Raw genomic sequence first — 24,773 nt, forward strand, 5'->3', positions numbered from 1 at the left:
TGGCCTATGCGGGGGATGGCATGAAGCTCGCGCTTTCCCTGGGTGTTGCCGCCATCACCGCAAACCCCGTACCGGCGTTGGAAATCCAGTCTGGCAGTGGCTATGCGGGTTCCGTTTACAGCTATGCCCCCGGCGGCCAATGGACCGCTGACGGCGCGGCGATCGCCGGGGCGACCGGCACCAACTGGACGATGACCGCCGCGCATGAAGGCGCAGCAATCCGCTGCGGCGATAGCAACGTGATCCAGATGTGGACACCTGTGAATGGCCTGACAGCCGGACAAAAAGCAAATGGCGGCTTGTGGTTGGCATCGGCCGCAACCGTCGCGAGTGGCCGGGTCGTGTCTATTGCCGATGGATTTGGCCAGCGGTCGATGGATCAGTCTGTGGCCGCGAAACAGCCTATCGTCGCGACGGTCGGCACAGTGCCCGCGATGCAATTCGACCAAGCGCTGGGCGATTTTGACCTACGCCCCAGCGAAGCCTTTTCGCCGGTCTGGGTCGTGATGCTGCTGCAATATGGAGATGGCGTGCAAACCAGCGGCAGCGCACAATATTCGCAGATCATCAGCAACGGGATCGCAAGCTCGGGTGGCCGCGTTTCGGTGCAACCCGGCGCGTCAGGCTTTCAGCCAAGCACAGCCGTTTCAGCCTGTCGCGTCAATGGCAAGGATGATCTGGCTAACTTTCCGCTGCCCATGCCGATGGGATCGGTCTCTTTCGATCTGGCGGGATCATCCGTGATCTGGAGCCTGGGGCGCGGCCTCAATGGGTTCACGGATCGCAGCTGGTTTGGCTATATCGCCGCGGCGCTCATGCTGGGCGAGGTCCCTAGCGATACGCTGCGCTGGACAATCGAGGGCTATGTGCATTGGCGCCACGGTTTAGAGACGCTGCTACACCCCAACCACCCCTACCGCAACACTGCCCCGAGGCTGCAATGACCTATTGGATCGGCCCCCGCGCGGCCATCGACGCGGCAAATTTGGCGGCCTATGCCGCCTATATCGCAGCGGCCCCGACCGCATTGCGCGACGGTGAAACCCTGCCCAACCCCACGACGGCTTGGGCGGAACCGTTGCAGGATGCAGCTGGGAATTGGGTCATTCCGGCCCATCCGGGAATGACAGTGCCCGCGGGCGTGCAAGCCGTTTCCCTGCCAGACTGGCCGGCGGCGAACACGCTTTAGGCGACCCCCGCACGCAAGCAGTCATGCAGGTGCACAATCCCGATGGGCGCCTGAGCGCTGTCGATCACGAAAATCGCGCTGATCTTATACTGGTTCATCGTGGCCAGAATATCGACGGCCAGCTTGTCGGCGCCAATGGCGATCGGGTTCTTCGTCGCCACATCAATGGCGCGCTGTGCCATCAGCGTGCTCATGTGGCGACGCAAATCCCCGTCCGAGATGACACCGCATAGCGCGCCCTGTGCATCCACCACGCCCGCCACGCCAAAGCCGTGCGAGGTCATCGACAAGATCACCTCGGCCATCGGGGTGTCCTCGCGCACCAGCGGCACCTCGTCGCCCGCGTGCATCAGTTGAGCCGCGGTGGCCAGACGCGCGCCCAGCTTGCCGCCGGGATGGTAGGTGCGGAAATTCTCGGGCTGAAAGGCGCGCGCCTCCATCAGCGAAATGGCCAGCGCATCACCAAGACCTAATGACAGCGTGGTCGAGGTCGTGGGCGCGAGGCCGATGGAGCAGGCCTCGGGCAGATCGGGAAAGGTCAGCCGCAGTGTTGCCGCGCGCATCAGCGTGCTATCGGGCTGTTTCGAGATGCCGATGATCGGCACGCCAAAGCGCACGCAATGGGCGATCAGATCCGACAGCTCGCTGGTCTCGCCCGAGTTCGAGATCATGATACACAGGTCTTGTGCCGTCACCATGCCCAGATCGCCGTGGCTGGCCTCGGCCGGGTGCACGAAAAAGGCGGGCGTGCCGGTCGAGGCCAGCGTTGCCGCAATCTTGCGCCCCACATGGCCAGACTTGCCCATGCCCGATACGATCACCCGCCCCTTGAGGCCCAGGATAAGATCGACGGCTGCGCTGAAATCATCCGGCATAGCCTCGGCAAGGGTCAGCAGGGCCTCGCCCTCCAGACGCAGGACATGCTGGCCGGTCGCAATATAGGATGCGTTCATCTTGCCATCTGCTGTCATTTGCCCGCCCCTTGTCTGCTGCATACGATCTTTGCATAGGCCAGCGGCCGGGGCGGATTGTCAACCGTAGCCCCGCTTACCAGCCCAGCGCTTTACGCAACATATTGGCCGCGACCAGGATCAAAAAGATCGCAAAAACCCGTTTCAGCGGCTTTGGATTCATCGCATGGGCAAGGCGCACACCATAGCCTGTCGTCAACATGGTCACACCGATCACGACGATGAACGCCGGCAGGTTCACCGCGCCGACCGTCAGCGGCGGGCGCGACGCCGCATCAATCGGCACCAACAAAAACCCGATCACCGAGGGCAGTGCGATCGTCAGGCCAAAGCCCGAGGCGGTCGCCACAGCGCGGTGGATTGGCACGCCATAGAGGGTCATCACGGGAACCCCGAACGATCCGCCGCCAATCCCCATCAGCACAGACAAAAACCCAATGACAGATGACAATGCCGCCCGCACCGGCCCCTTTGGCATTTCATCGCGAATGCGCCAATCCGGACGGCCAAAGGCCATGTAAAGGCCAATCACCATGCCCAGCACGCCAAAAATCGCCTGCAGCGCCACCGATCGCAGTTGCGCTGCAACCAGCACACCGATCACCGCGCCCACAACGATCCCCGGCGCCCAGGTTTTCAGCACATCCCAATCCACCGCGCCCTTTTTATGATGCGCCATCACCGAACGGATCGAGGTGAAGATGATCGTCGCCAGCGATGTCGCAAGGCAGACCTGCATGATCTGCGGCCCGTCATAGCCCAGCGCCGTAAAGACATAGAAAAACGCAGGCACCAGCACGATGCCGCCGCCGACGCCCAAGAGGCCAGCGATGACCCCAGCAAAAGCACCAACCGCGATCAAGATCGCAATCAACGGCAGCAGGGTCGAAAGTTCGGGAAGCATGATATTCTCCGGTTTACATCGAAAAAGGCCCGCCAACGGCGGGCCTTTGGCAAGCTCTGGCGCGGCTTAAACCACCCGCACCGTCAGGGGTTTGAACCCATCGACATGGGCGGTCATCACATCGCCCTTGACCACGGCGCCCACGCCCGAAGGTGTGCCGGTCATAATGATATCGCCCGCTTTCAGATCGAAATAATGCGACAGCTCGGCGATCATTTCGGGGATCTTCCACAGCAATTGGTTCAAATCACCCGTCTGGCGACGCTGACCGTTCACATCCAGCCAGATCGCGCCGCTGGTCGGATGGCCGATCTCGCTGGCGGGCACCAGCGGGCCGCAGGGACCCGAGGCTTCGAAGCTTTTACCGACTTCCCACGGGCGACCCATCTTTTTCGCCTCGCCCTGCAGATCGCGGCGGGTCATATCAAGGCCGATGCCGTAACCCCAGACGTGATCCAGCGCATCCTCCACCGCGATATTGCTGCCGCCTTTGGACAGGGCGACGACCAGCTCGACCTCGTGGTGCACATCCTCGGTCCGTTCGGGATAGGGGAAGGTGCCATCCGATGTGATATTGCTGGCGGTTTTAAAGAAAAAGAATGGCGGCTCGCGGTCGGGGTCATGGCCCATTTCCACGGCATGGGCGGCATAGTTGCGGCCAATGCAGAATACGCGATTGATCGGAAAGACCTTGTCACTGCCTGCAATGGGAAGCGTGGCCTGTGGTTGCGGAGCGATGACATAATCCGCTGTTTTATGAAGGTTATCAGGCATTAGTTTCTTACTCCTGCGTAATATTGGACGCGTTTTTCAAGGCGCGCGACGATTTCAGCCAGCAGCAGCGCGCAGGTAAACATGATCACCACCAGCGCCCAGAAATGGGCCATCAGGAAGTTTTGTTGATACAGCGAGAACAGCGCCCCCACCCCGATGATCGACACCAGAAGCTGCCCGATCACAACGCCTTTGACGCCGCGGATCATGCCCAGACGCACGCCTGCCAGAATTTCGGGCAACGCGGACAGAACCATCATCTTTGTCCGCTCATACCGGTTCGCCTGAAAGCTTTTCGACATTTCCATCAGCGATGGCGTGATATGCATGACCCCCGCGCGGGTATCGAGGACGATGATCCAGACCGCGAACATGAACACCGTGACGATAACAGTCGGTGTGCCAAGGCCGAACAGGATCATGATCACCGGCACCAGCGCCGAGAGGGGCGCCGACAAAAAGGTGTTCACCCACATGTTCAGCATCTTATCCGCCGTCGGCACCAGCCCCATCAAAAAGCCCAGCGGAATACCGATCAACAGCGCAAGGCCGATGCCCGCAAAATACGAGACAGCGGTGATGCGGATCGCCTCGCCAAAGCTGCGCGAGGTGACGACCTCGCCCATCGCGGCCAGAACTTCGGTAAAGGGCGGAAACAGCATGACCAGCCCCAACCGCCCGACGATTTCCCACAAGATCACCCAAATCAGCAGCGATGCCATTTTGGGGATCTGAAATCCTTTGATCTCCATCACCCTACTCCACGTATTTCTTGATGCCGGTCCAGATCCGCTCGACGGTATCCAGATAGGCCTCATCGCGGCGCAGCTCGTCGGCGGTAATGCCCTCGGGAATGGCGGGGTCGATAATCTCGGAAATCCGGCCCGGACGCGGCGACAGCATGACGATGCGATCCGAGACATAGACCGCCTCTTCGATCGAATGGGTCACGAACAGGAAGGTTTTGTTTTCAACCTCGCGCAGACGCATCAGATCTTCTTGAAACTTGCGGCGGGTCTGTTCATCCACGGCCGAGAATGGCTCGTCCATCAGCAGAATATCGGCATTCACCGCCAAGGCGCGGGCAAGGCCCACACGCTGGCGCATCCCGCCCGACAGCTCGTGCGGGTATTTCTTTTCAAACCCCGACAGGCCGACCTCGTTGATATAGTGGCGGGCCCGTTCCTCGCGCTCGGCCTTGCCGGTGCCTTGCATTTTCAGGCCAAAGGCGGCGTTATCAATAACGCTGGCCCAGGGCATCAGGGCAAAGTCCTGAAAGACAAAGGCGCGCTCGCGCCCGGGTCCGGTGACGGGCTTGCCGTTCACGCGGATCTCGCCCGCCGTCGGCTCCAGCAGCCCCGCAACGATCTTCAGCAGCGTGGTCTTGCCGCAGCCCGATGGGCCAAGCAAGCTGGTCAGATGGCCACGTTCAAAGCTGATATCGATGTTTTGCAGCGCCGTGATCGAGGTGCCGTATTTCTTTGTCACACCGCGCACTTCAACGATCGGATCGTTGACGATGGCGATGGGTGCACGGGCCTTGGCGGGTGCGGTCGATGTGGGAATGGAATGTTGCATCAGTTTCCCCTCCTTTCGGGGCGGAACAATTTCGCCTCAACCCATTGCAGCGAGCTGACAGCGATGATGGCGAAAAGAACAATGGCAAGGATCGTGGCGTACATATGGGCGAAATTCGCGACCGAGCGGTGGTAGGTGATCAGATCACCGATCCCGGTTGGCGTAATCAGCAGCTCGGCCAGAACCGCGCCGGAGAACCCCTCGGCGACGCCCAAGCGCAGGCCCGCGAACATCATGGGGCTTGCGGCCGGCAGGATGATCCGCGTGATCTGCTGCCAGCGCGAGCCGGTGAAGGAATGGCACATCGCCACCAGCGAGGGCGAGACGTTGCGCACCGCCTTATAGCTGTTCATCGCGATGACGGGCATCGACAGCATCACCACCGCAACGACTTTCGACGCAAGGCCAATGCCATAGACGAAAGTGACCAGCGGGATCAGCGCCGCCATGGGTGCCGCCTGCATGACGATGAACATCGGCAGGGTGAACCATTCAAAGCTTTTCTTCAGCCCCATGGCGATGCCGGCGGAAATCCCGACCGACAGCGAGATCGCAAGGCCGATGACCAGCGGCTCCATCGTGCGCAAAAAGGCGCGGCCCATCGATCCGTCACCGATCATCTGCGCCATCGCCGCCATGGTCGCGGTGAAGGTCGGAAAGGCAAAGTTAAATCCGCTGCGCGCGGCCATTTCCCAGATCAGGGCAAAGATGGCCACCGACAGCAGCTTCCACGACAGGCTGGCGTTCCAAATCCGTGACAGGATATTGGGGCGCGGCGTGCCTGAAGACATGGCAATATCCATGGATGACATAGGCGTGTTCCCTATTGAACCTGTGGCGCGGGAAGGCCGTAGCCTTCCCGGTTACATCAGTCTCTGGCCGCGGTCAGAATGTCGAAATCCCAGAACATCGTGGTATCGACATCGCCCTCGACGGGCTGCACCTGGCCTGCGGCTGCAAGGAAGGCGAGATCATCGGCCACATCATCAGTTGTGCCGCCACCCAGCGGCATGACGCCGTTTTCAGCCGCGCTGACATAGTAAGGCGTGATGTCGTCAACACCTGCGGCGGGCAGATCGGGCAGCAGGTCATATTGCGTGCGCAATTCCGCCACCATTTCAGGGTTCTCGTTGATATCGGTCCAGGTGCGCAGCAGCTCCTCAACAAAGATCGCGACATCGGCTTCGCGCTCGTTCAGGAAACGCTCGTTGCCATAGAGGGCCTCGTCGGTCGCATTCACGCCGTCCAGCGGCAGACGTGCAAATTTGCCGCCGCCCTGCTCTTCGAGCAGACGAAAACCGGACGAGTCGACGATCGAGGCGTTGATCGTGCCTTGCAGCATGGCACCGGTGCGCACCTCGGCCCCCGGCACATAGCTGATCGCCGAATAGGTGATACCGTGCTGGCTTTCCATCAGACGCATCAGCGCCTCGGTGCCCGAGCCACGCGAATGGACGGTGACTTCCTGCCCGTCCAGATCGGCCCAGGTCGTATAGTGGTCGGTGTTTACCACCGGAAAGAACAGCAGCGTGCTCATGCGATAGAACATCCGCAGCGGCGCGCGCGAGTTCTGGATAAAGGCATAGGGTGCGCCGACCCCGATATCGGCCTGACCGCCAACGACAGCCTGCGTCGCCACATCTTCCGAGTTAAAGAACGTCAGCTCCATCGGCACGCCGCGTTCTTTCGCGCGCTCCATCGCGATCAGCAGCCCCAGCGTCTCGACCGAGGCAATATCCCCCATCGCCACCCGGATCGCCTGTTGCGCCTGCGCTGGCATCGCCAGCATCCCGGCAAGCGCACCGCCCATTGCAACGGCCAGCACATGCCGTCGCATCATCGTGAAACCTTGCATCATCGTCCTGCTCCTCCCAAAGCGATTGGACAGTGAAATCTGGAAACCATAATGCGATTCCTCCTCTCGCATCGTGATTGATCCCAACCAAATCACCTGATTGGTTATGCGTCAACGTATAATTGATGAACCAATATGCGACATTCTTACTGCCTAGAGCAAAGAAACAGCCTTATTGACAAGGAAATCCAGATGATCTAACTGAAAACCAATCTTATTATTGGTTAAGGTTTCAGATCGTGCATGGTTCGATCACTGCGCAACCCGAAAACGCCGCTTTGGCGACCACACCATCGCAGCAGGCACCCCTTGTGCAATTGCGGGCATGGCTGACACGCGCCGACCTGCCCCCCGGCACCCGCCTGCCGCCCGAGCGAGAAATGTGCGACATCCTCGGCCTGTCGCGCGGCGAGTTGCGCAAGGCCTTGGCGACATTGGAAAGCGAGGGCCAGCTATGGCGCCATGTCGGCAAGGGTACATTCATCGGCGCACGCCGCATTGATGTCCTGAGCCTGTCGGACATCGACCGCGCCACCAACCCCGCCGAGGTGATGCGCGCGCGCCTGCTGATCGAGCCGATGTTGGCGCGCGAGGCCGCGCTGAACGCCACCTCTGACCATATTGCTGCGATGGAAGCTTGCATCGCCCGCACCCATACCGCGCAGACCTGGCGCCAATACGAGACCGCCGATAACGAGTTGCACCGTGTGATTGCCGAGGCGACCGGCAACCGCCTGCTGCTGGCAATGTTCGACGCGCTGAACGCCGTGCGTCGCGCCGTTGTCTGGGGGATGCTGCGGCAGGGCGATCAAAAGCCGCCTGCCACGCACCATTCTTTTGGCGAACATGACCGTATCGTTGCCGCGATCATGCAGCGCGACTTGGACGGTGCCGCGCAGGCGATGTATCAGCACCTGCGCGCGGTGCAGCAAAAGCTGCTTGACCCGCCGCCGGCATCGACGAAACTCTGACGGTAAGGCGAAAATTTCGGGCCATTGCGTGCGTGCACCGTTGCGAAATGCGGCGCGCTCGCGCACAAAGGACTTAGCTTCGGTATGCAATGGTCTACCGACAACGCGCAACGTGAAGGAACACTCGCTATGGCCGACAAGGACATGCCCGCTATCGTGTATACCAAGGTGGATGAAGCGCCTGACCTTGCTTCGGCCTCGCTGCTGCCGATCATTCGCCGGTTCGCAAAAGCCGCAGGTATTGCGGTGGAAACGCGTGATATTTCGCTGGCTGGCCGTATCATTTCCGCCTTTCCCGAACGCCTGACCCCTGCGCAGCGTCAAAGCGACGATCTGGCCGGTCTTGGCCATTGGGTAAAGACCGCCGATGCCAATGTGATCAAACTGCCCAATATCTCGGCCTCGGTGCCGCAACTGGTCGCCGCGCTGAAGGAATTGCAGGCGCAGGGCTATGATCTGCCCGACTACCCCACCGCCCCCGCGACGCCCGCAGAAGCCGAGATCCGCGCCCGCTATGACGCGATCAAGGGCTCGGCCGTGAACCCTGTCCTGCGCGAGGGCAACTCGGACCGCCGTGCTGCAAAGGCCGTCAAGAATTACGCCATGTCCCACCCCCATTCGATGGGAAAGTGGTCGAAAGACAGCAAGACCCGCGTCTCGTCGATGGATCACGGCGATTTCTTTGCTAATGAAACCTCGGTCACGCTGAGCGCGGCGCAGGCAGGCGCGGTGCGCATCGAACTGACCGACAAGGCGGGCGCCGTCACCGTGCTGAAGGACGGCGTGAAGCTGCCCGAAGGCACGGTTGTCGATGCCACCTTTATGTCGGCAAAGGCGCTGGATGCTTTCCTTGACGCCGAAATTGCGCAGACCAAAGCCGAGGGCACTTTATTCTCGATCCACCTGAAAGCTACGATGATGAAGGTCTCGGACCCGATCATCTTTGGCCATGCGGTCAAGGCCTGGCTGAAGCCGGTGTTCGAAAAATATGGTGAGGAACTGGCGGCAGCGGGTGCGGATGCGAATGCCGGACTTGGCACGGTGCTCGCGCGTGTCGCCCAAATGGAAAACGGCCCGGAAATTCAGGCGGCGATCGATGCTGTCATCGCCCAGCGCCCGCCGATGTATATGGTGAATTCCGACAAGGGCATCACCAACCTGCATGTGCCCTCGGACGTGATCATCGACGCCAGCCTGCCCGCGCTGCTGCGCGCGGGCGGCAAGGGTTGGGGGCCGGACGGGGCCGAGGCGGATACCAATTGCCTTGTGCCCGACCGCTCTTACGCGCCTGTCTATGATGAAAGCGTGAAATATTTCAAAGAGACCGGCGCGCTGGACCCGCGCACGGCGGGCACGGTGCAGAACATCGGCCTGATGGCGCAAAAGGCCGAAGAATACGGCTCGCACCCCACCACCTTTGAAATTCCGGTGGATGGCACCGTGCGCGTCATCGCGCAAAACGGCGATGTGCTGCATACGCATCAGGTCGAGGCGGGCGATATCTGGCGCCTGTGCTCAACCCGCAAAGCGCCGATTCTGGATTGGGTGCAACTGGCCATCGACCGCCAGCGCATCGAAGGCTGCCAAGCGATTTTCTGGCTGGACGAAAACCGCGCCCATGACCGCGAGTTGCTGGCCTATGTCCGCCCGATCCTGAAGGAAAAAGGCGTCGAGAAGAAATTCCTGATCCTTGATCCGCGCGCTGCGACCCGCCTCTCGTTCGAGACGATCCGCGAAGGCAAGGACAGCATCGCCGTCACCGGCAACGTGCTGCGCGACTATCTGACCGACCTGTTCCCGATCTTGGAGCTGGGCACATCGGCCAAGATGCTGTCGATCGTCAAGCTGATGCAGGGCGGCGGCATGTTCGAAACCGGCGCGGGCGGCTCGGCCCCCAAACTCGTGCAGCAGTTGATCGAGGAAAACCACCTGCGCTGGGATAGTCTGGGCGAGTTCTGCGCACTGGGCGAAAGCCTGAAATATCTGGCCGAAACCACCGGCAATGAAAAAGCGCGCGTCCTCGGGAATGCCGTCGATGCCGCGACGCAGGGCATTCTGGACTATGATCGCTCGCCCGGCCGCAAACCCGGCGAGGCGGATAACCGCGACAGCCATTATTATTTCGCGATGTATTGGGCCGATGCTTTGGCGAAACAGAACTCGGATGCCGCGCTGGCCGAAGAATTCCGCCCCATCGCCCGCGCGCTGATCGATGGCGAGGAAGAGATCGTGCAAGAGCTGCGCGCAGACCGCGGCAAGCCGGTGGATCTAGGCGGCTATTACCACGCCGATCCGGTGAAAACCGATGCGGTGATGCGGCCCTCGAAGACGCTGAACACCATTCTGGAATAAGAAAAAGCCCCGCATATGCGGGGCTTTTTTTATCGGTGCAACAGGGATTTTCCGCCCGCAAAAAGATGCACTTTTGCGGGATCGGCTGACAGCGAGACCCCCTGCCCGCGCAATTCCGCATGAATGCCGGGCAGCTTTGCAATCACCTGCGCACCGCCCGCATCACGGGCCAGATACAGCAAGGTCACCTCGCCCAACGCCTCGGTTATCTCGACTGTGCCACTGAAAATCGCGGGGCCTGCGGCATGGGTCAGATCCTCGGGGCGGACACCGATATTCACCCGCAGGCCCATGTCCGCGTCGCGCGTGGGCACATTGGAATAGGCGATGCCGCCATTTTCCAGCTTTACCTTTGTCTCAGACCCGGTCTGCACCACCTCGCCGGGCGACAGATTCATCGCGGGCGAGCCGATAAAAGTCGCAACGAACTCATTCTCGGGGCGTTCATACAGGTCCAGCGGCGCACCGACCTGTGCGATGCCGCCGCCGGCCAGCACGACAATGCGCGTGGCCAGTGTCATCGCCTCGACCTGATCATGGGTGACATAGATCATGGTCGAGTCCGGCATATGTTCTTTCAACTGCGCGATCTCGATCCGCGTCGCAACCCGCAGGGCGGCATCTAGGTTCGAGAGCGGCTCGTCAAACAGATAGACCTTTGGATCGCGCACGATGGATCGCCCGATCGCCACCCGCTGCCGCTGGCCGCCCGACAGCGCCTTTGGCAGACGATCCAGATAGGGCTCGAGCTGCAAAATACGGGCGGCATTGGCGATGGCCGCGTCAATCTCGGCCTGCGGCTTGTGCGCGATCTTCAGGGCAAAGGCCATGTTTTCGCGCACAGACATATGCGGGTAAAGCGCATAGGATTGGAACACCATCGCAATGCCGCGCTGTGCGGGCGGCACGTCATTCATGCGCTGCCCATCGATCAACAGCTCGCCGCCCGATATCCCCTCCAGCCCCGCAATCATCCGCAACAGGGTCGATTTCCCGCAGCCGGACGGGCCGACGAACACGATGAGTTCGCCAGTTTTGATGTCCAGATTGATGTCCTGCAAGACCTTGACCTTGCCATAGGCCTTTTCGACCCCGGTCAGTTTCAGATCAGCCATTCCTACCCCTCACCCCCTGCGCAACAGCGCAAAGCCCCAAGCCTCCAATGTCAACCGACCCGATTGTGGCGCCACCCCTCCCAGAGTATCCGCCACATTATGCCAAGGCCCCTCGGGCAGGTCCAAAACTGCCTCGTTCGGGCCAAGGTTAAAGGCGCAAAACAGCACCTCATCGCCGACGCGGGCGAAACTTGCGACATCACCTGCGGCGCTGAGCGGGCTCATCGCGCCATGTGCCAACACCTTGTGATCCCGCCGGAAATGCAGCGCGGCGCGGTAATATTCCAGCAGGCTTTCCGATTGTCCGCTTTGGTTGCCAACCGCCAGCGCCAGATGCGGCGCAGTCACCGGCAGCCAGCTTTTGGCACTGCTGGTAAAGCCGCCAAGACCATTGCCACCGTCCCACACCATCGGGGTGCGACTGCCATCGCGACCCTTGAATTCAGGCCAGAATTCAATGCCATAGGGATCTTGCAGATCCTCGAACTGCAGCTCGGCTTCGGGCAGGCCCAACTCCTCGCCCTGATAAAGGCAGACCGATCCGCGCAGCGACAGGATCAGCATCAGATAGGTGCGCACGCCCCGCTCGTTCAGGCCCCAGCGCGTGATATGGCGGATCACATCATGGTTCGAATAGCTCCAGCAGGGCCAGGCGTCGGGTGCTTCGCTGGCCAGCAGCGCAAAGGCGCTTTGCAGATCATAGGCGCTGATCCGGTTGGGTTGCAGCAATTCGAACGGATAGCACATCTGCACCTTATCCCCGCCCGATGTATAGGCCGCCATGATCTGCAGGCCCCGCTCGCTATCGCCCACCTCGCCCACGGCGGCGGCACCATAGGGTTCCAGCACGGCCCGGAAGGCGCGCAAGAAGGCCAGATTTTCTGGCCGGCTTTTATCGAACAGATGCATCTGGTGGTTATAGGGGTTCACCTTTGGCGCGGTCAGATCATTGCGCTCGCGCGGGGGCAGCGGAGGATTGTCGCGCAGGTTCTGGTCGTGGAAATAGAAGTTGATCGTATCAAGGCGAAAGCCGTCGACACCGCGTTCCAGCCAGAATGTCGTTGCATCCAGCAGCGCCTGCTGCACATCCGAATTGTGGAAGTTCAGATCGGGCTGGCTGGTCAGGAAGTTGTGCAGGTAATACTGCTCGCGCCGACTATCCCAATGCCAGGCACTGCCGCCAAAGATCGACAGCCAGTTGGTGGGCGGCGTGCCATCGGGGCGCGGATTGGCCCAGACATACCAGTCGGCCTTTGGGTTGTGGCGATCGCGGCGGCTTTCCTTGAACCACGGATGCTGGTCCGAAGTATGCGACAGCACAAGGTCGATCATTACGCACAGGCCCAAAGCATGGGCACGCTCGACCATGGCGTCGAAATCCTGCAGCGTGCCGAACATCGGATCGACGCCGCAATAATCCGACACGTCATAGCCGAAATCCTTCATCGGCGAGGTAAAGAACGGGCTGACCCAGATCGCATCGGCGCCCAGCGCCGCAATATGGTCGAGGCGCTGGGTAATCCCCGGCAAATCACCGATCCCGTCGCCATTCGTATCCTGAAAACTACGCGGATAGATCTGATAGATCACCGCGCCGCGCCACCAATCGGAATTTTTGGAAAGGGTCATATCTCTCTCTATTTAACGGAACCGGCCAGCAGCCCGCGGACAAGGAAGCGTTGCATCGAAAAGAACACCAGCAACGGGACTGCAATTGATACGAAAGCCGATGCGGACAGGATTTCCCAGTCACCCCCGCGTGAGCCCATCAAATTGACCAGATTACCGGTCAAAACTTGCTGATCATTGCCGGTGCCAAGGAAAACCAGCGCCACCAGCAGGTCATTCCATGTCCAAAGGAACTGGAAAATGGCAAAGCTGGCAAGGGCCGGAAATGACAGGGGCAACACGATTTTAACAAAGATCTGAAACTCGCTCGCGCCATCGACGCGGGCGTTTTCGATAATGTCGCGCGGCAGGCTGACCATGTAATTGCGCAAAAGGTAAACCGCCAGCGGCAGGCCAAAGCCCGTATGCGCCAGCCAAATCCCCCAATAGCCCTTGCCGATGCCGATGGCGTTATGCAGTTGCAGCAGCGGGATCAGGGCCAGTTGCAGTGGCACCACCAGCAGTCCGACGATCACCGCCACCAGCATCGCCCGCCCCGGAAATTGCATCCATGCCAACGCATAGGCGGCAAAGGCCGCGACCAGAATGGGGATCACCGTCGCAGGGATCGACACGGTCAGCGTATTCAAAAACGCCTGCCCGATGGACTGGCCCGCAAGAGGCGAAAACAGCACGGTTCGATAGTTATCCAGCGTGAATTCGGGCGCTGTCGCCGCGCTGGTAAACACGCGCGGCAGGCGCATGTCGGCCGTGCTATTGGGCGCGGTCAGTCGAAACGCGCCATCCTCGGCCAGCGTCAGGGTGACGCCATCCCCGATATCTGCGGTCGCGCCGGGCGCGTAAGCCTCGGGCTCACGCGATGAGGTGCCCCAAGCGCTGATCGTTGCGGCATTGGCGAACAGACGCCCCTCAATGACGAAGGCGTCCCCCTCTTGCACCTCGTCCCCGGTGATGCGGATGGCGGGCTGTTGGGCCTCTTGCGTGGAAAAGGCCTGCCACCAGCCCGATGAGGTAATCTGATCACCCGTGCGAAAGCTAGAGACCATCAACCCCGCTGTCGGAATGATCCACAGGATCACCAGCAGCGCGACCGTGATATGCGTGACCCAGCGCAGCGCGGGCTTGCTGCCGACAATACCATCCATCAGCGCATTTCCTTGCGGGCGTTCCAGACGTTCCAGACCAGAATGGGGGTCACCAGCGCCATGATGATCATCGCCGCCGCCGATCCCATGCCGGTGTCAAAAGCGCGGAAGAATTTGTCATACATGTAATTGGCCAAGACCTGCGTCTCCCATTGGCCATTGGTCATCGCCAGCACGATATCGAACACTTTCAGCACCAGAATGGTGATCGTCGTCCAGACAACGACAATCGTGCCGATAATCTGCGGGGCCTTGATCTTGAAAAAGATCTGGAACGGGTTGGCGCCATCCAGCACGGCGGCCTCGATCGTATCTTCGGGCACACCGCGCAGGGCGGCGGACAGGATCACCATGGCAAAGCCGGTCTGAATCCAGACCAGCACCGCCATCAGGAAAAAGTTGTTCCAAAACGGCAATTGCAGCCATTGCTGCGGGCGGCCATAGGGCAGCGAAACCACGACCGCACCCCAGGCCCAACGCAGGGCCACCCCCGCCAGCACCAGTGCGATCACCGCTAGCACAAGCCGCAAAATCACCTGCGGGACCCGCGCGCCGCGCAACCCTCGCATCAGCAGCCAAGTACCAAATCCCAGCGCCAGCGCCATCGTCACCAGCACGATCACCGGCAGGGCCTGCAGCATCAGCACCGATCCAATGCCACCATCGAACTGCATCCAAACCGCATTCAGCAAACCGATCTGCGGCAGGCTGGCGTCGCGGGCGTCATAGATCAGCTTCCAGATGACCGAGGCCCCGACAAAGGAAATCGCCATCGGCATGAAGATGATCGACTTTGCGATACTGCCCCAACGGATGCGGTCGGTCAGCTGCGCCGCCAGCAGGCCAAACGCGGTGGCGGCGGCGGGCACCACAATCAACCACAGCATGTTATTGCGCAGGGATTCACCAAATTTCGGCTCGGAAAACATGCGGTTATAGTTTCGCAGGCCGACAAAATTTCCTGCGCGGTCGTTCAGCGACAACCACAGCGTCGCGAATACCGGATAGGCCAGATAGACGCCGACAAAGAACAGCGCCGGAAACAGGAAGAGCCAAGGGCGGACGCGATTTGCGCGCGTGATATTGCGGCCTGCATGTGCCCCGCGCGCCGGAAAGATCACCTTGTCCAGCACCAGATTGGCCAGCCAGAAATAGCTGACGCAGACGCCCACGCCTGCCACAATCACGATAACGGCGTTCAATGCCGGATTCATCTTCCCCTCCGCGTCAAGACGCGAGGGCGGGGGACAAGGCCCCGCCCCCTAGACCGTTATGCGGGCCGGTTACTGCGGCCAGCTTGCGTCAATCGCGGCCGCGACATCGGCGGCGGAACGTCCGCCCACGAAATCGACCATCCCCGTCCAAAAGCTGCCCGCGCCCACCGCGCCCGGCATCAGATCCGAGGCGTCAAAGCGGAAGGTGGTCGCATCCAGCAGGATCTGTCCCTGTTGGCGCAGCGCGGTATTGGCATAGGTGTCGATATTCACCGTTTTCAGCGGCGTCAGGAAGCTGGACTGCGCCATCCACAGCTCATGCGCGATGGGGGTTTGCAGGAATTCGATAAAGGCGCGCCCCGCCTCGGTTTCCTGTGTCAGCATGACCAGCGTGCCTGCGCCCAGCACGGGGGTGCCAAGGTCGCGTTCGGCATAGGCAGGCATATAGAAAAAGTCCGCATCGACGCCGAGTTCAGTACCTTCGGGGAAAAACGAGGGGATAAAGCTGGCCTGATGGTGCAGATAGCATTGCGGCGGCGAGGTAAAGAGACCGTTCGGGCTATCGCGGAAATCGGTCGAGGCGACCGAGGCAGACCCGCCCGCGACAAAGGCATCATTCTTGGCGAACCAGCCGAATTCTTCGATCGCCTCGATCACGGCGGGATCGTTGAAGGGGATCTCGTGGCTGACCCAGGCGTCATAGGTTTCAGGCGGCGCGACGCGCAGCATCAGATCCTCGACCCAGTCGGTGGCGGGCCAACCCGTCGCACCGCCCGACCCCAGACCAATACACCAGGGCGTGCCACCATCGGCAACGATCTGTTCGGTCAGCGCCTTGAGATCCTCCATCGAGGTGGGAACCTCGTAGCCGGCATCTTCAAAGTTCTCAGGCACATACCAGACCAACGATTTCACGTCGATCTTATAGGGAAAGGCATAAAGGCCGGGGGTGCCATCGGGCCCGTCATAGGTGCCAAGGCTGACCCAGCTTTCACCGGCGGCGTAATTCTCGCCCAGCCAGCTTTGCACCTCGTCGCCCAGCGGCAGCACATGACCTTGGCGGACAAGCTCGGCAATCAGGCCGGGCTGCGGCAGGATCGCGACATCGGGCGGACTGCCCGCCTGCGTATCAATCACGATCTGCTGTTCATAGTTTTCCGACGAGGAATAGCTGACATTCACCCCCGAGGCGGCGGTGAAATAGGCCAGAATGCTTTCAAACAGCACCTGATCCTCGCCGCGCCATGGGCCAAAAATCGTCAGCCCCTGCCCGTCCAGATTCACCGCCTCGTCAAAGGCGGAATAACTCTCCCAGTTGAAATCGCCTTCGCCCACGGGAAACAGCAGGTTCTGCGCCTGCGCACCACCTGCGACAAGGGCCATAACCCCCGCGCCCGACAGCAGTTTCTTCAGCATTATAGGTCTCCTCCCATATCGCCCTCTCCGGGGGCGGCATCTGCGTTTGATCTTTAATCAAGCGGTCAAGTCAAAGCGCTTTGGCTGACGTTACGTTCGCCGATCATTTACCCTGAGTCAAATGCAAAGCGCAGATTTCAATGCCTTTCAGTTATGTCAGCACCCATTACCCAAGTCAGGTTTCGCTTTGACACTGGAAAAACTACGGCTAGATTGATAAAAATTGAAACCGCTTTGAATCGCGCCACCATGACTTTGAAAGAATTTTCAGCTCTTTTAGGCCTGTCGCCGACCACTGTGTCGCGCGCCCTTGGCGGCTATCCCGAGGTGCGAAAAGCCACGCGCGATCATGTCATCGCCGAGGCGAAGCGCCTGAATTATCACCCAGATGCGCGTGCATCACGCTTGGCGACAGGGCGGGCCAAGGCTGTGGGCCACGTCATTCCGCTGTCCTCCGGGCACCAGATCATGAACCCGGTTTTCGCGGATTTCATCTCGGGCGCGGGCGAGGTCTATAGCCGCCACGACCACGACATGATCCTGTCAATCGTCGATGGAGTGGACGAGGCCGCCAGCTATCGCACCTTGAAATCCAAGGGCAGCGTGGACGGCGTCATCGTACACGGGCCGCATTTGAACGATGCGCGCATACCGCTGCTGCAAGAGCTGAACATGCCCTTTGTCGTGCATGGCCGCGCCTCGGATATCACCACCCCCTATGCATGGGTCGATGTGAACAACCGCCGCGCCTTTGCGCGCGCCACGAATTTCCTGCTGGATTTCGGCCATCGCCGCATCGGCCTGATCAATGGGATCGAGCAAATGGACTTTGCCATGCGCCGCCGCCGCGGCGTGACCGAGGCGCTGCTGGCCCGCGGCCTTGCGCTGGACCCAGATCTGTTCTTTGCGGGAGAGATGACCGAAGGCATTGGTTATGCGGCGGCAAAAACGATGCTTTCGCTCGCCACGCCGCCCACGGCTTTTATCGCCTCTTCCATCATCCTCGGTTACGGCATCCGCCGCGCGATCGAAGAGAAGGGATTGAAAATGGGGCGCGATATTTCGGTCATCGTGCATGATGACGACCTGTCCTATCTGAAAAACGGCGATGATGTGCCGATCTTTACCGCCACACGCTCATCCGTGCGCGAGGCAGGCCGTGTGGCCGCTGCCATGCTGCTGCAGATGATCGCAGGGCCGCGTGACGCACCGCCGCCCAGCCGCCTGCTCGAGGCGGAGTTGATCATCGGCCAATCCACCTGCCCCATTCCGCGCTAAGCAATAGGAGCTTTGCCATGCCCATCACGCTTCAGGACTTTCCCGCAGATTTCGTCTTTGGCGCGGCGACCGCCGCCTATCAGATCGAGGGCACGGCCGCAGGCGGCGCAGGCCCCAGCCATTGGGACACGTTTGCCGCCACCCCCGGCAATGTCATCCGTGCCGAAGATGGGGCGGTGGCCTGCGATCACTATCATCGCTGGCCCGAGGATTTGGATCTGGTGCAAGCGGCGGGGCTGAAGGCCTATCGTTTTTCCACCTCTTGGCCGCGTGTCATGCCCGATGGCGTCACCGTGAACCCCGAGGGATTGGATTTCTATGACCGGCTGGTGGACGGTATGTTGGCGCGCGGCCTTGCGCCCTATCAGACCCTGTATCATTGGGATCTGCCGTCGGCGCTGGCGGATAAGGGCGGCTGGGCCAATCGCGATACCGCGCTGCGCTTTGCCGATTATGCGGCGGTCATCACAGATAGAATCGGCGACCGCGTCGCCAGTATCGCCACGATCAACGAGCCCTGGTGCGTCGCGTGGCTGTCGCATTTTCTGGGCATCCACGCCCCCGGCCTGCGCGATATCCGCGCAGCCGCGCGCGCCATGCACCACATCCTGCTGGCGCATGGTCTGGCGGTCCAGCGCCTGCGCGAGATGGACACCCGCGCGCCGCTTGGCATCGTGCTGAACTTTGAACATGCGACGCCCGCAACGGATAGCGCCGCAGATCGCGCCGCCGCCGCACGCCAAGACGCGATCTATAACCGCTGGTTTATCGAGGGGATCACCCGTCAGAGCTATCCCGATCTGGCGCTGGCGGGTCTTGCCCCCTATCTGCCCGACGGCTGGCAGTCCGACATGGCGATCATCGGTCAGCCCCTGGATTGGCTGGGGGTGAATTATTATACCCGCACCCTGCACCGCCACGCGTCGGATCACGCCTGGCCCGCGACCGCAACAGTCACCGGCCCGCTGGAAAAGACCGATATGGGCTGGGAAATCTACCCCGAGGGGCTGACATATTTCCTGACGCGTCTGCATCGCGATTATGTCGGCAATCTGCCGATGTATGTCACCGAAAACGGTATGGCCGCCGCTGACCAGATGATCGCGGGCGCGGTCGATGATCCTGCCCGCACAGATTTCCTATTCGCCCACCTTGCCGCCACCCGTGACGCGATGGCTGAAGGGGCGAATGTCAAAGGGTTCTTTTACTGGTCGCTGCTGGATAATTACGAATGGGCAGCGGGATATGAGAAACGCTTTGGGCTGGTGCATGTCGATTACCCCAGCCAAAAGCGCACGCCAAAGGCGTCATATCACGCGCTGGCCGCGATGCTTGCCCCAGAGACCGCCAAATAGTCACGCAGCCTTTGCACAATCTGCATCTGCGCGGGGTCGATGGATTTTGGCGCATCCGCCCATGAATAGCCCATGCAGGCGGGACGCTGCCGCTTGCCGTCCGGCTCGTGCAGATAGCGGGGCATGATATGGGCGTGCAGTGCCGGCTCGGCATTGCCCCAGATCTCATAATTCACGCGAAAGCACTCCGTGACGGCCAGCAGCGCATCGCCGATCAGCGCCATATCTTGCATGAATTGCGCACGCGCGGGCGGCGGCAAATCATTCAAACTGGGCACCACAGGATCGGACAGCAGCAGGCAATAGCCGGGCAAAGGTTGCACATCACCGATCACCACCCAGCCCGATGGCAGGCGCGTCATGACATAGGGATTTTGCCCCAGACGCGCCGCTGCGACACGTTCTTCGATCAGGTTCATATTTTCCGCCTTACTTTAAATCGCGCAGTGCCAGATCCACCGCCGCGTCGCAATGCAGGCGGGCGGTATTGAACATGGGGAAATCGGGAATATCGGGCTGGTCCAAGAGCAGAAAAATCTCGGTACATCCGAGGATCAGCCCTTGGGCCCCCTCATCGGCGCGCAAGCGGTTGGCGATCGCGACATAGCGCTGGCGCGAGGCGTCGCGGATGTCGCCCTTGACCAGCTCGTCAAAGATGATGCGGTCGATCTCGTGCTGCTCGTCCGGCGTCGGGGTCACGATCTCTAGGCCAAAATTATCGCGCCAGTGGTGTTTCATATAATCCAGCCGCATGATCGGCTGGGTGCCAAACAGCGCGACGCGCTGCAGCCCTGCATCTTTGATCGCCTGCCCCGTGGGGTCGCCGATATGCAGGATCGGCACCGGCAGATCAGGGGCAATCGCCGCTAGCGGCCTGTGCAACGTGTTCGACACGCACAAGATCACATCCGCACCGCCCGCGACCAAAGCCTGCGCCTTGGTGCGCATATAGGTGGACAGGCCATCCCAATCATCGGCGCGCACCATCGCCTCGATATTGCCGAAATTCATACCAACGATCAGCGTCTCGGCAATCTCCCAACCGCCAAGACGGGCATTCACGCCGTCGTTCAAAAAACGGTAATACTCCATCGTCGCGATGTTCGAGGAGCCTCCCAAAAGGCCGATGGTCTTTTGTGGCAAAGGGCGGGGTGTCATCTATTCTCTCCGGCAAGTTATGCCGCAGATTTATGCGCGCGCGGATCGCGGGTCTTGAACGGAAATGACGGCACCCGCACGGCTGGCGGCAAAAGCGCCGGGTGTCACGCCATAGATACGCTTGAACCAGCGGTTCAGGTGACTTTGATCGGCAAAACCCACCGTATGGGCGACATCTGCCAGCGGCGCGCCTGCCGCGATATGTTGATGCGCAAGACGGGTGCGATTGGCCGTCAGGAATTGGAACGGCGACAGCCCCCAGATCGCACGAAACTGCCGCGACAGATGCGCAGGCGACATATCAGCCAGCGCGGCAAGATCGGTCAAAGTCGGCGCGGATGCCGGATCATCGGCCAGCCGATCACGCACCCGCAAAAGACCCGCTGAGGCATGGCGCATAGGCGGTGGATCACCGGGGGCGGCAAATAGCGCCACCAGCAATTCGCTTAGCGCCAAGGAATGAGAGGTCGCGGCGCGCAGCCAATCCTGCGCATGTATCCCCTGATGCAGGCGATGCCCCGCAACGCGCGTCTCGACCTCTGGAACAGCAAGGCCGGTTGCCGCCGCAATCTGATCGGGGCGCAAGTAAATCGACAGGTAATGCCAGCCGGGCCCCGCGCCGGTCTCGCCGCTGTGCAGGGTTTCGGGGCCAACCACCAGCAGATCACCCGGCCGAATGTCAAAGCTGTCGCGCCCGCAGCTCGCGCGTTTATGGCCCGCGCCATAGGCAGCGATAACAACCTCGGCATGGCGATGCGGGCTGTACCCAAAGCGGGCAACGCGGCTTTCCAGCGCATCAAACCCGCCAAGGCCCGCACAATAGCGCATTGAAACGCCCGACATTCGCAATCGCCCCTGAACCCTCGCCGCACAGTATCGCGCGGCAGCCTTGGCCGCAATCTGGCGGATTTCCGCCCCCTGCAAATCCGCGATGCAACGATAATCCGTTTGCTGCGTTGGTTCGTCATAGGAAACCAATGAAGGAGAAGTATGATGAAACCGCAACTTCTTGCTGCCGTCGCAGCGGCACTACTGGCTTCGACCCAAATGGCTGCCGCACAGGACGCCACAACTATCGTCGCACCCGAGGGCTTTACCGCCGCGGAATCCCCGGCCACCCAAGCCGAGCTGATGGGCACGGTCGTCTATAGCGCCGCCGGCGCCGTCATTGGCGAGGTCACCGACATCATCGCCGGCAATGATCCCGCCCAAAATGCCCCCACCGGCACGCTGACCCATGTGGTGCTGGATGTGGAAAGCGTCTTGGGCGATGACGCCCGCTATGTCGCCGTACCACTTGAGGCCTTTGTCCTTTTCCGTTCAGCCGATGAGGTCCGCCTCGTTCTGACGGCGAACGAAGAATATCTGCGCACGCAGCCGTTCTATGAAGCGGGCAATCCCGCAACGCTTGGCGCGGTGCCAGGCTAAGGCCTGTAGCAACACAACAAAAAAGGGGCCGACCCGGCGACGGGTCGGCCCCTTTCCTATTCCCCCTCAGCGCACCGAAGGCGTTTGGCTGCGCAGGGCGCGCAATTGATCGGCGGTGATATAGCCGGTGATGCTGGCGCTATTATCGCGCTGGAACCCGGCAATTGCATTGCGCGTGTTCTGGCCAAAGACGCCATCTGCGCCGCGCGTGTTATAACCCAGCGCCGTCAGACGGGTCTGGATCTCGCGCCGCTCGGCCAGGGTCAGGCCCAGAAGCTGTTCTTCCTGCTGATCCGTGGCGACATTGGGGTTCGGCGTGGGGGTCGGCGTGACATTGCCGCCTTGAGCCGCGATTTGCTGCACTTGGCGGGCGTTGACGTAACCCGTGACCTCGACGTTATTGGCGCGCTGCCAGCGACGGATCGCATCGCGGGTCGTTGTGCCCCACAGCCCGTCGGGCGTGCCAGCGTTATAACCCGCTGCGGTCAATTGCGCCTGGATGGTGCGGCGCTGATCGCGGCTCAGGCCCAAAGCCTGCTCGGCTGCGACACCGCTGTTGGCGGTAGGCGTCACGGGGGTCGGCGTCACCGGCGTCGGGTTCACAGGGGTTGGGTTCGGCGCAGGCACCTGAACGTTGCCGCCCAACCGCTCGAGCGCGCGCTGCGCGTTGCTGCGGTTCGCGCCATTGGGATAGGCCTGCAAGAACGCCTGCCAACCGGCCAGCGTATTGGTGCGCTGCGCCTGTTGATAGGCGGCACGCTCCAGCTCTTGGTTGATCAGGCCCTGGGCGACGCCCTGAATGATGTTTCCAACGTCCTGTGCCTGAGCGGGCGCAGTCAGCGCCAGGCCGGAGCACAAAGCGAGTGCAAGGTAGCTATGTTTCATCACATCGTCCTCTCGTAAAAGGTAAACCCCCAGATGCGCCCGCCCACCGCGATGGGCTGGCACAGGGCCAGCGCAACCGGGTGCGGGTGTTCAAGGAGTGATCGACAAGGCGTTTTAATTTCAACGCATTCGCGCATCATGGCGCCTATAACAGTTACCGATGACGAGATAACGCATGAAAGCGGCTTTGGTTTCCACCCCGCGCAGGATCGGCTGAGTTCAGCCAGCGCGCCTGTGGATAAGTTTTGACTGTAGAGGCTCGCAGCAGTGAGAGCCGCGCCGTGAACAGGTTGCAACCTGCCCTCAGCCCCTCGCAGCAACTCCTGTTATTTCGAGAGGTTGCGTGAAAGCATGGCTGTCAGCCGCCCGATCACCGGACGGGTCGATGCTGGCCCATCGCAAACAGCGCCGACAGCAACACGCCCAGCGCGACACCGATGGCAAGGTTATGCGTCCAGACCACGGCAATGACCGTCGCCAGCATGACCACGGCTGCAGCACGCGGCCCGCGCGGCAGATCGCGCAGTGATCCCCATGAAAACGTCCCGACCGAGACCATGATCATCACGGCCACCAGGGCCGGCATCGGAATGCGCGCAACCCAATCGCCCAGAAATACGACCAGAACCAGCAGCACCGCGCCCGCGACAAAGGTCGACAGCCGCCCGCGCCCGCCCGATTTAACATTGATCATCGACTGCCCAATCATCGCGCATCCGGCCATACCACCGATAAATCCGGTGGCGGCATTGGCGATGCCTTGGCCGATACATTCTTGGTTCCGGCTGGTTTTGGTCTGCGTGATCTCGTCAATCAGGTTCTGCGTCATCAGGCTTTCCAGCAGGCCGACGACTGCAATGGCCGATGAATAAGGCAAGATGATCCACAGCGTTTGCAGGTTCAGCGGCACATCAGGGATCAAAAACTGCGGCAGGCTATCGGGAAGCGCGCCCATATCCCCCACAGTGCGCACGTCCCAGCCAAAGAAAATGGACAGCGCCGTCAGCACCACGATCGTCACAAGCGGCGAGGGGACGGCGCGCGTGAGGCGCGGGAAAAGATAGATGATCCCCAGCGCAACAGCGACCAGCACATAGGTCAGCGGCGTCACTTTGCTGGGGTCAAGCTCGGGCAATTGCGCCAAAAATATAAGGATTGCCAATGCGTTCACGAAACCCGTCATCACCGGCGGCGTGACATAGCGCATGACAAATCCTAAACGTGCCGCGCCCATCGCAATCTGGATCAACCCCGCCAGCACCGTTGCCGCCAACAGGTATTGCAGACCATGTTCGCGTACCAAAGCGCCCATCAGCACCGCCGTCGCCGCGGTTGCCGCCGAAATCATCGCAGGCCGCCCGCCCACAAAGGCCGAGATCACCGCGATCGAGAAACTGGCATAAAGCCCGACTTTGGGATCGACCCCGGCGATGATGGAAAAGGCGATCGCCTCGGGGATCAGTGCAAGCGCGACCACAAGGCCCGATAGCACATCAGCGCGGATATTGCCGAACCACTGCGCGCGGTAGGCCTGAAGCATTTGCATATAACTCGCC

Annotated in this window: 23 protein-coding genes and 1 pseudogene; 7 read left to right on the forward strand and 17 right to left on the reverse strand. The window is 60.9% G+C overall.

Features of this window, described 5'->3' with window-relative positions; translation table 11 throughout:
* The first annotated feature begins 20 nt into the window (after positions 1 to 20).
* Together KVU_RS06870 and KVU_RS06875 are read left to right on the forward strand one after the other, a co-directional pair.
* The gene (locus KVU_RS06870) at positions 21 to 944 is read left to right on the forward strand and encodes a hypothetical protein (RefSeq protein ID WP_236953057.1); all 924 of its coding nucleotides are present in this window, start codon (positions 21 to 23) and stop codon (positions 942 to 944) included.
* Positions 941 to 1,189, forward strand: coding sequence for a hypothetical protein (locus KVU_RS06875; protein ID WP_013384624.1), 249 nt, complete (start codon positions 941 to 943; stop codon positions 1,187 to 1,189). Before KVU_RS06870 ends, KVU_RS06875 begins: the two co-directional genes overlap by 4 nt.
* Here the strand turns inward: KVU_RS06875 and KVU_RS06880 are convergent.
* The 7 genes from KVU_RS06880 to KVU_RS06910 all read right to left on the reverse strand — a co-directional run bounded on the left by KVU_RS06880 (position 1,186) and on the right by KVU_RS06910 (position 7,274).
* Entirely contained in the window at positions 1,186 to 2,160 is a 975-nt protein-coding gene (locus KVU_RS06880) for a KpsF/GutQ family sugar-phosphate isomerase (protein WP_013384625.1), read from the reverse strand. The two genes, KVU_RS06875 and KVU_RS06880, sit on opposite strands and share 4 nt — an antisense overlap.
* Before the next feature lie 76 nt (positions 2,161 to 2,236).
* Positions 2,237 to 3,064 carry a sulfite exporter TauE/SafE family protein gene (locus KVU_RS06885; protein ID WP_013384626.1) on the reverse strand — a complete coding sequence of 276 codons (828 nt, stop codon included), beginning with the start codon at positions 3,062 to 3,064 and terminating at the stop codon, positions 2,237 to 2,239.
* Positions 3,065 to 3,130: 66 nt separating this feature from the next.
* The gene (locus KVU_RS06890; RefSeq protein ID WP_013384627.1) at positions 3,131 to 3,838 is read right to left on the reverse strand and encodes a fumarylacetoacetate hydrolase family protein; all 708 of its coding nucleotides are present in this window, start codon (positions 3,836 to 3,838) and stop codon (positions 3,131 to 3,133) included.
* Positions 3,838 to 4,590, reverse strand: coding sequence for an ABC transporter permease (locus tag KVU_RS06895; RefSeq protein WP_013384628.1), 753 nt, complete (start codon positions 4,588 to 4,590; stop codon positions 3,838 to 3,840). Before KVU_RS06895 ends, KVU_RS06890 begins: the two co-directional genes overlap by 1 nt.
* Before the next feature lie 4 nt (positions 4,591 to 4,594).
* A complete protein-coding gene (locus tag KVU_RS06900) occupies positions 4,595 to 5,416 on the reverse strand; it encodes an ABC transporter ATP-binding protein (RefSeq protein WP_013384629.1) in 822 nt (273 codons plus the stop codon).
* Positions 5,416 to 6,207: an ABC transporter permease gene (locus KVU_RS06905; RefSeq protein WP_236953058.1), complete on the reverse strand. Its 792-nt coding sequence runs from the start codon at positions 6,205 to 6,207 to the stop codon at positions 5,416 to 5,418. Before KVU_RS06905 ends, KVU_RS06900 begins: the two co-directional genes overlap by 1 nt.
* Positions 6,208 to 6,284: 77 nt before the next feature.
* Entirely contained in the window at positions 6,285 to 7,274 is a 990-nt protein-coding gene (locus tag KVU_RS06910; protein WP_013384631.1) for an ABC transporter substrate-binding protein, read from the reverse strand.
* Positions 7,275 to 7,510: 236 nt separating this feature from the next.
* On the opposite strand from KVU_RS06910, the gene KVU_RS06915 reads away from it, so the two are divergent.
* Both KVU_RS06915 and KVU_RS06920 read left to right on the forward strand, forming a co-directional pair.
* Positions 7,511 to 8,242, forward strand: coding sequence for a FadR/GntR family transcriptional regulator (locus KVU_RS06915; protein ID WP_013384632.1), 732 nt, complete (start codon positions 7,511 to 7,513; stop codon positions 8,240 to 8,242).
* Between the two features lie 129 nt (positions 8,243 to 8,371).
* The gene (locus tag KVU_RS06920) at positions 8,372 to 10,594 is read left to right on the forward strand and encodes an NADP-dependent isocitrate dehydrogenase (protein WP_013384633.1); all 2,223 of its coding nucleotides are present in this window, start codon (positions 8,372 to 8,374) and stop codon (positions 10,592 to 10,594) included.
* Between the two features lie 29 nt (positions 10,595 to 10,623).
* On the opposite strand, the gene KVU_RS06925 is transcribed toward KVU_RS06920, so the two are convergent.
* The 5 genes from KVU_RS06925 to KVU_RS06945 form a co-directional block, all read right to left on the reverse strand.
* On the reverse strand, positions 10,624 to 11,709 hold the full coding sequence (locus KVU_RS06925; protein WP_013384634.1) for an ABC transporter ATP-binding protein: 1,086 nt from the start codon (positions 11,707 to 11,709) through the stop codon (positions 10,624 to 10,626).
* 9 nt (positions 11,710 to 11,718) lie between these two features.
* Positions 11,719 to 13,338 carry an alpha-amylase family glycosyl hydrolase gene (locus KVU_RS06930; RefSeq protein ID WP_013384635.1) on the reverse strand — a complete coding sequence of 540 codons (1,620 nt, stop codon included), beginning with the start codon at positions 13,336 to 13,338 and terminating at the stop codon, positions 11,719 to 11,721.
* A gap of 8 nt (positions 13,339 to 13,346) precedes the next feature.
* Complete coding sequence (locus KVU_RS06935) at positions 13,347 to 14,483, reverse strand: carbohydrate ABC transporter permease (RefSeq protein ID WP_013384636.1); 1,137 nt, start codon at positions 14,481 to 14,483, stop codon at positions 13,347 to 13,349.
* A complete protein-coding gene (locus KVU_RS06940; protein ID WP_013384637.1) occupies positions 14,483 to 15,697 on the reverse strand; it encodes a carbohydrate ABC transporter permease in 1,215 nt (404 codons plus the stop codon). The genes KVU_RS06935 and KVU_RS06940 overlap by 1 nt, the downstream gene beginning before the upstream one ends.
* Before the next feature lie 69 nt (positions 15,698 to 15,766).
* Positions 15,767 to 17,113 carry an ABC transporter substrate-binding protein gene (locus tag KVU_RS06945; RefSeq protein WP_013384638.1) on the reverse strand — a complete coding sequence of 449 codons (1,347 nt, stop codon included), beginning with the start codon at positions 17,111 to 17,113 and terminating at the stop codon, positions 15,767 to 15,769.
* Positions 17,114 to 17,362: 249 nt separating this feature from the next.
* Here KVU_RS06945 and KVU_RS06950 point away from each other — a divergent pair, with 249 nt between their 5' ends.
* Both KVU_RS06950 and KVU_RS06955 read left to right on the forward strand, forming a co-directional pair.
* Positions 17,363 to 18,391, forward strand: a complete 1,029-nt coding sequence (locus KVU_RS06950; RefSeq protein WP_193365311.1) for a substrate-binding domain-containing protein — start codon at positions 17,363 to 17,365, stop codon at positions 18,389 to 18,391.
* Positions 18,392 to 18,408: 17 nt separating this feature from the next.
* Positions 18,409 to 19,746 carry a GH1 family beta-glucosidase gene (locus KVU_RS06955; RefSeq protein ID WP_013384640.1) on the forward strand — a complete coding sequence of 446 codons (1,338 nt, stop codon included), beginning with the start codon at positions 18,409 to 18,411 and terminating at the stop codon, positions 19,744 to 19,746.
* On the opposite strand, the gene KVU_RS06960 is transcribed toward KVU_RS06955, so the two are convergent.
* Genes KVU_RS06960 through KVU_RS06970 form a run of 3 tightly spaced genes read right to left on the reverse strand, consistent with a single transcriptional unit; the run spans position 19,704 to position 21,747 of the window.
* Positions 19,704 to 20,165, reverse strand: coding sequence for an HIT family protein (locus tag KVU_RS06960; protein ID WP_013384641.1), 462 nt, complete (start codon positions 20,163 to 20,165; stop codon positions 19,704 to 19,706). The two genes, KVU_RS06955 and KVU_RS06960, sit on opposite strands and share 43 nt — an antisense overlap.
* Before the next feature lie 10 nt (positions 20,166 to 20,175).
* Entirely contained in the window at positions 20,176 to 20,904 is a 729-nt protein-coding gene (locus tag KVU_RS06965) for an aspartate/glutamate racemase family protein (protein ID WP_013384642.1), read from the reverse strand.
* Positions 20,905 to 20,934: 30 nt separating this feature from the next.
* Complete coding sequence (locus tag KVU_RS06970) at positions 20,935 to 21,747, reverse strand: helix-turn-helix transcriptional regulator (protein ID WP_013384643.1); 813 nt, start codon at positions 21,745 to 21,747, stop codon at positions 20,935 to 20,937.
* 150 nt (positions 21,748 to 21,897) lie between these two features.
* On the opposite strand from KVU_RS06970, the gene KVU_RS06975 reads away from it, so the two are divergent.
* Positions 21,898 to 22,332: a PRC-barrel domain-containing protein gene (locus KVU_RS06975; protein ID WP_236953059.1), complete on the forward strand. Its 435-nt coding sequence runs from the start codon at positions 21,898 to 21,900 to the stop codon at positions 22,330 to 22,332.
* A 66-nt stretch (positions 22,333 to 22,398) separates the two neighbouring features.
* Here KVU_RS06975 and KVU_RS06980 read toward each other — a convergent pair whose 3' ends face one another.
* Together KVU_RS06980 and KVU_RS06985 are read right to left on the reverse strand one after the other, a co-directional pair.
* Entirely contained in the window at positions 22,399 to 23,217 is an 819-nt protein-coding gene (locus KVU_RS06980) for a peptidoglycan-binding domain-containing protein (protein ID WP_013384645.1), read from the reverse strand.
* Between the two features lie 400 nt (positions 23,218 to 23,617).
* Positions 23,618 to 24,763, reverse strand: a pseudogene (locus KVU_RS06985) (SulP family inorganic anion transporter); the annotation flags it as partial.
* Positions 24,764 to 24,773 lie beyond the last annotated feature (10 nt).

Origin of the sequence: Ketogulonicigenium vulgare WSH-001 (assembly GCF_000223375.1) — a bacterium.
In the GTDB taxonomy this organism is placed as follows: domain Bacteria; phylum Pseudomonadota; class Alphaproteobacteria; order Rhodobacterales; family Rhodobacteraceae; genus Ketogulonicigenium; species Ketogulonicigenium vulgare.

Coding starts and splice junctions, on each gene's coding strand:
- KVU_RS06870 (WP_236953057.1), top strand. CDS start 21: ATGAAGCTCGCGCTTTCCCTGGGTGTTGCCGCCATCACCGCAAACCCC.
- KVU_RS06875 (WP_013384624.1), top strand. CDS start 941: ATGACCTATTGGATCGGCCCCCGCGCGGCCATCGACGCGGCAAATTTG.
- KVU_RS06880 (WP_013384625.1), bottom strand. CDS start 2,160: ATGACAGCAGATGGCAAGATGAACGCATCCTATATTGCGACCGGCCAG.
- KVU_RS06885 (WP_013384626.1), bottom strand. CDS start 3,064: ATGCTTCCCGAACTTTCGACCCTGCTGCCGTTGATTGCGATCTTGATC.
- KVU_RS06890 (WP_013384627.1), bottom strand. CDS start 3,838: ATGCCTGATAACCTTCATAAAACAGCGGATTATGTCATCGCTCCGCAA.
- KVU_RS06895 (WP_013384628.1), bottom strand. CDS start 4,590: ATGGAGATCAAAGGATTTCAGATCCCCAAAATGGCATCGCTGCTGATT.
- KVU_RS06900 (WP_013384629.1), bottom strand. CDS start 5,416: ATGCAACATTCCATTCCCACATCGACCGCACCCGCCAAGGCCCGTGCA.
- KVU_RS06905 (WP_236953058.1), bottom strand. CDS start 6,207: ATGTCTTCAGGCACGCCGCGCCCCAATATCCTGTCACGGATTTGGAAC.
- KVU_RS06910 (WP_013384631.1), bottom strand. CDS start 7,274: ATGATGCAAGGTTTCACGATGATGCGACGGCATGTGCTGGCCGTTGCA.
- KVU_RS06920 (WP_013384633.1), top strand. CDS start 8,372: ATGGCCGACAAGGACATGCCCGCTATCGTGTATACCAAGGTGGATGAA.
- KVU_RS06925 (WP_013384634.1), bottom strand. CDS start 11,709: ATGGCTGATCTGAAACTGACCGGGGTCGAAAAGGCCTATGGCAAGGTC.
- KVU_RS06930 (WP_013384635.1), bottom strand. CDS start 13,338: ATGACCCTTTCCAAAAATTCCGATTGGTGGCGCGGCGCGGTGATCTAT.
- KVU_RS06935 (WP_013384636.1), bottom strand. CDS start 14,483: ATGGATGGTATTGTCGGCAGCAAGCCCGCGCTGCGCTGGGTCACGCAT.
- KVU_RS06940 (WP_013384637.1), bottom strand. CDS start 15,697: ATGAATCCGGCATTGAACGCCGTTATCGTGATTGTGGCAGGCGTGGGC.
- KVU_RS06945 (WP_013384638.1), bottom strand. CDS start 17,113: ATGCTGAAGAAACTGCTGTCGGGCGCGGGGGTTATGGCCCTTGTCGCA.
- KVU_RS06950 (WP_193365311.1), top strand. CDS start 17,363: ATGACTTTGAAAGAATTTTCAGCTCTTTTAGGCCTGTCGCCGACCACT.
- KVU_RS06955 (WP_013384640.1), top strand. CDS start 18,409: ATGCCCATCACGCTTCAGGACTTTCCCGCAGATTTCGTCTTTGGCGCG.
- KVU_RS06960 (WP_013384641.1), bottom strand. CDS start 20,165: ATGAACCTGATCGAAGAACGTGTCGCAGCGGCGCGTCTGGGGCAAAAT.
- KVU_RS06965 (WP_013384642.1), bottom strand. CDS start 20,904: ATGACACCCCGCCCTTTGCCACAAAAGACCATCGGCCTTTTGGGAGGC.
- KVU_RS06970 (WP_013384643.1), bottom strand. CDS start 21,747: ATGTCGGGCGTTTCAATGCGCTATTGTGCGGGCCTTGGCGGGTTTGAT.
- KVU_RS06975 (WP_236953059.1), top strand. CDS start 21,898: ATGAAACCGCAACTTCTTGCTGCCGTCGCAGCGGCACTACTGGCTTCG.
- KVU_RS06980 (WP_013384645.1), bottom strand. CDS start 23,217: ATGAAACATAGCTACCTTGCACTCGCTTTGTGCTCCGGCCTGGCGCTG.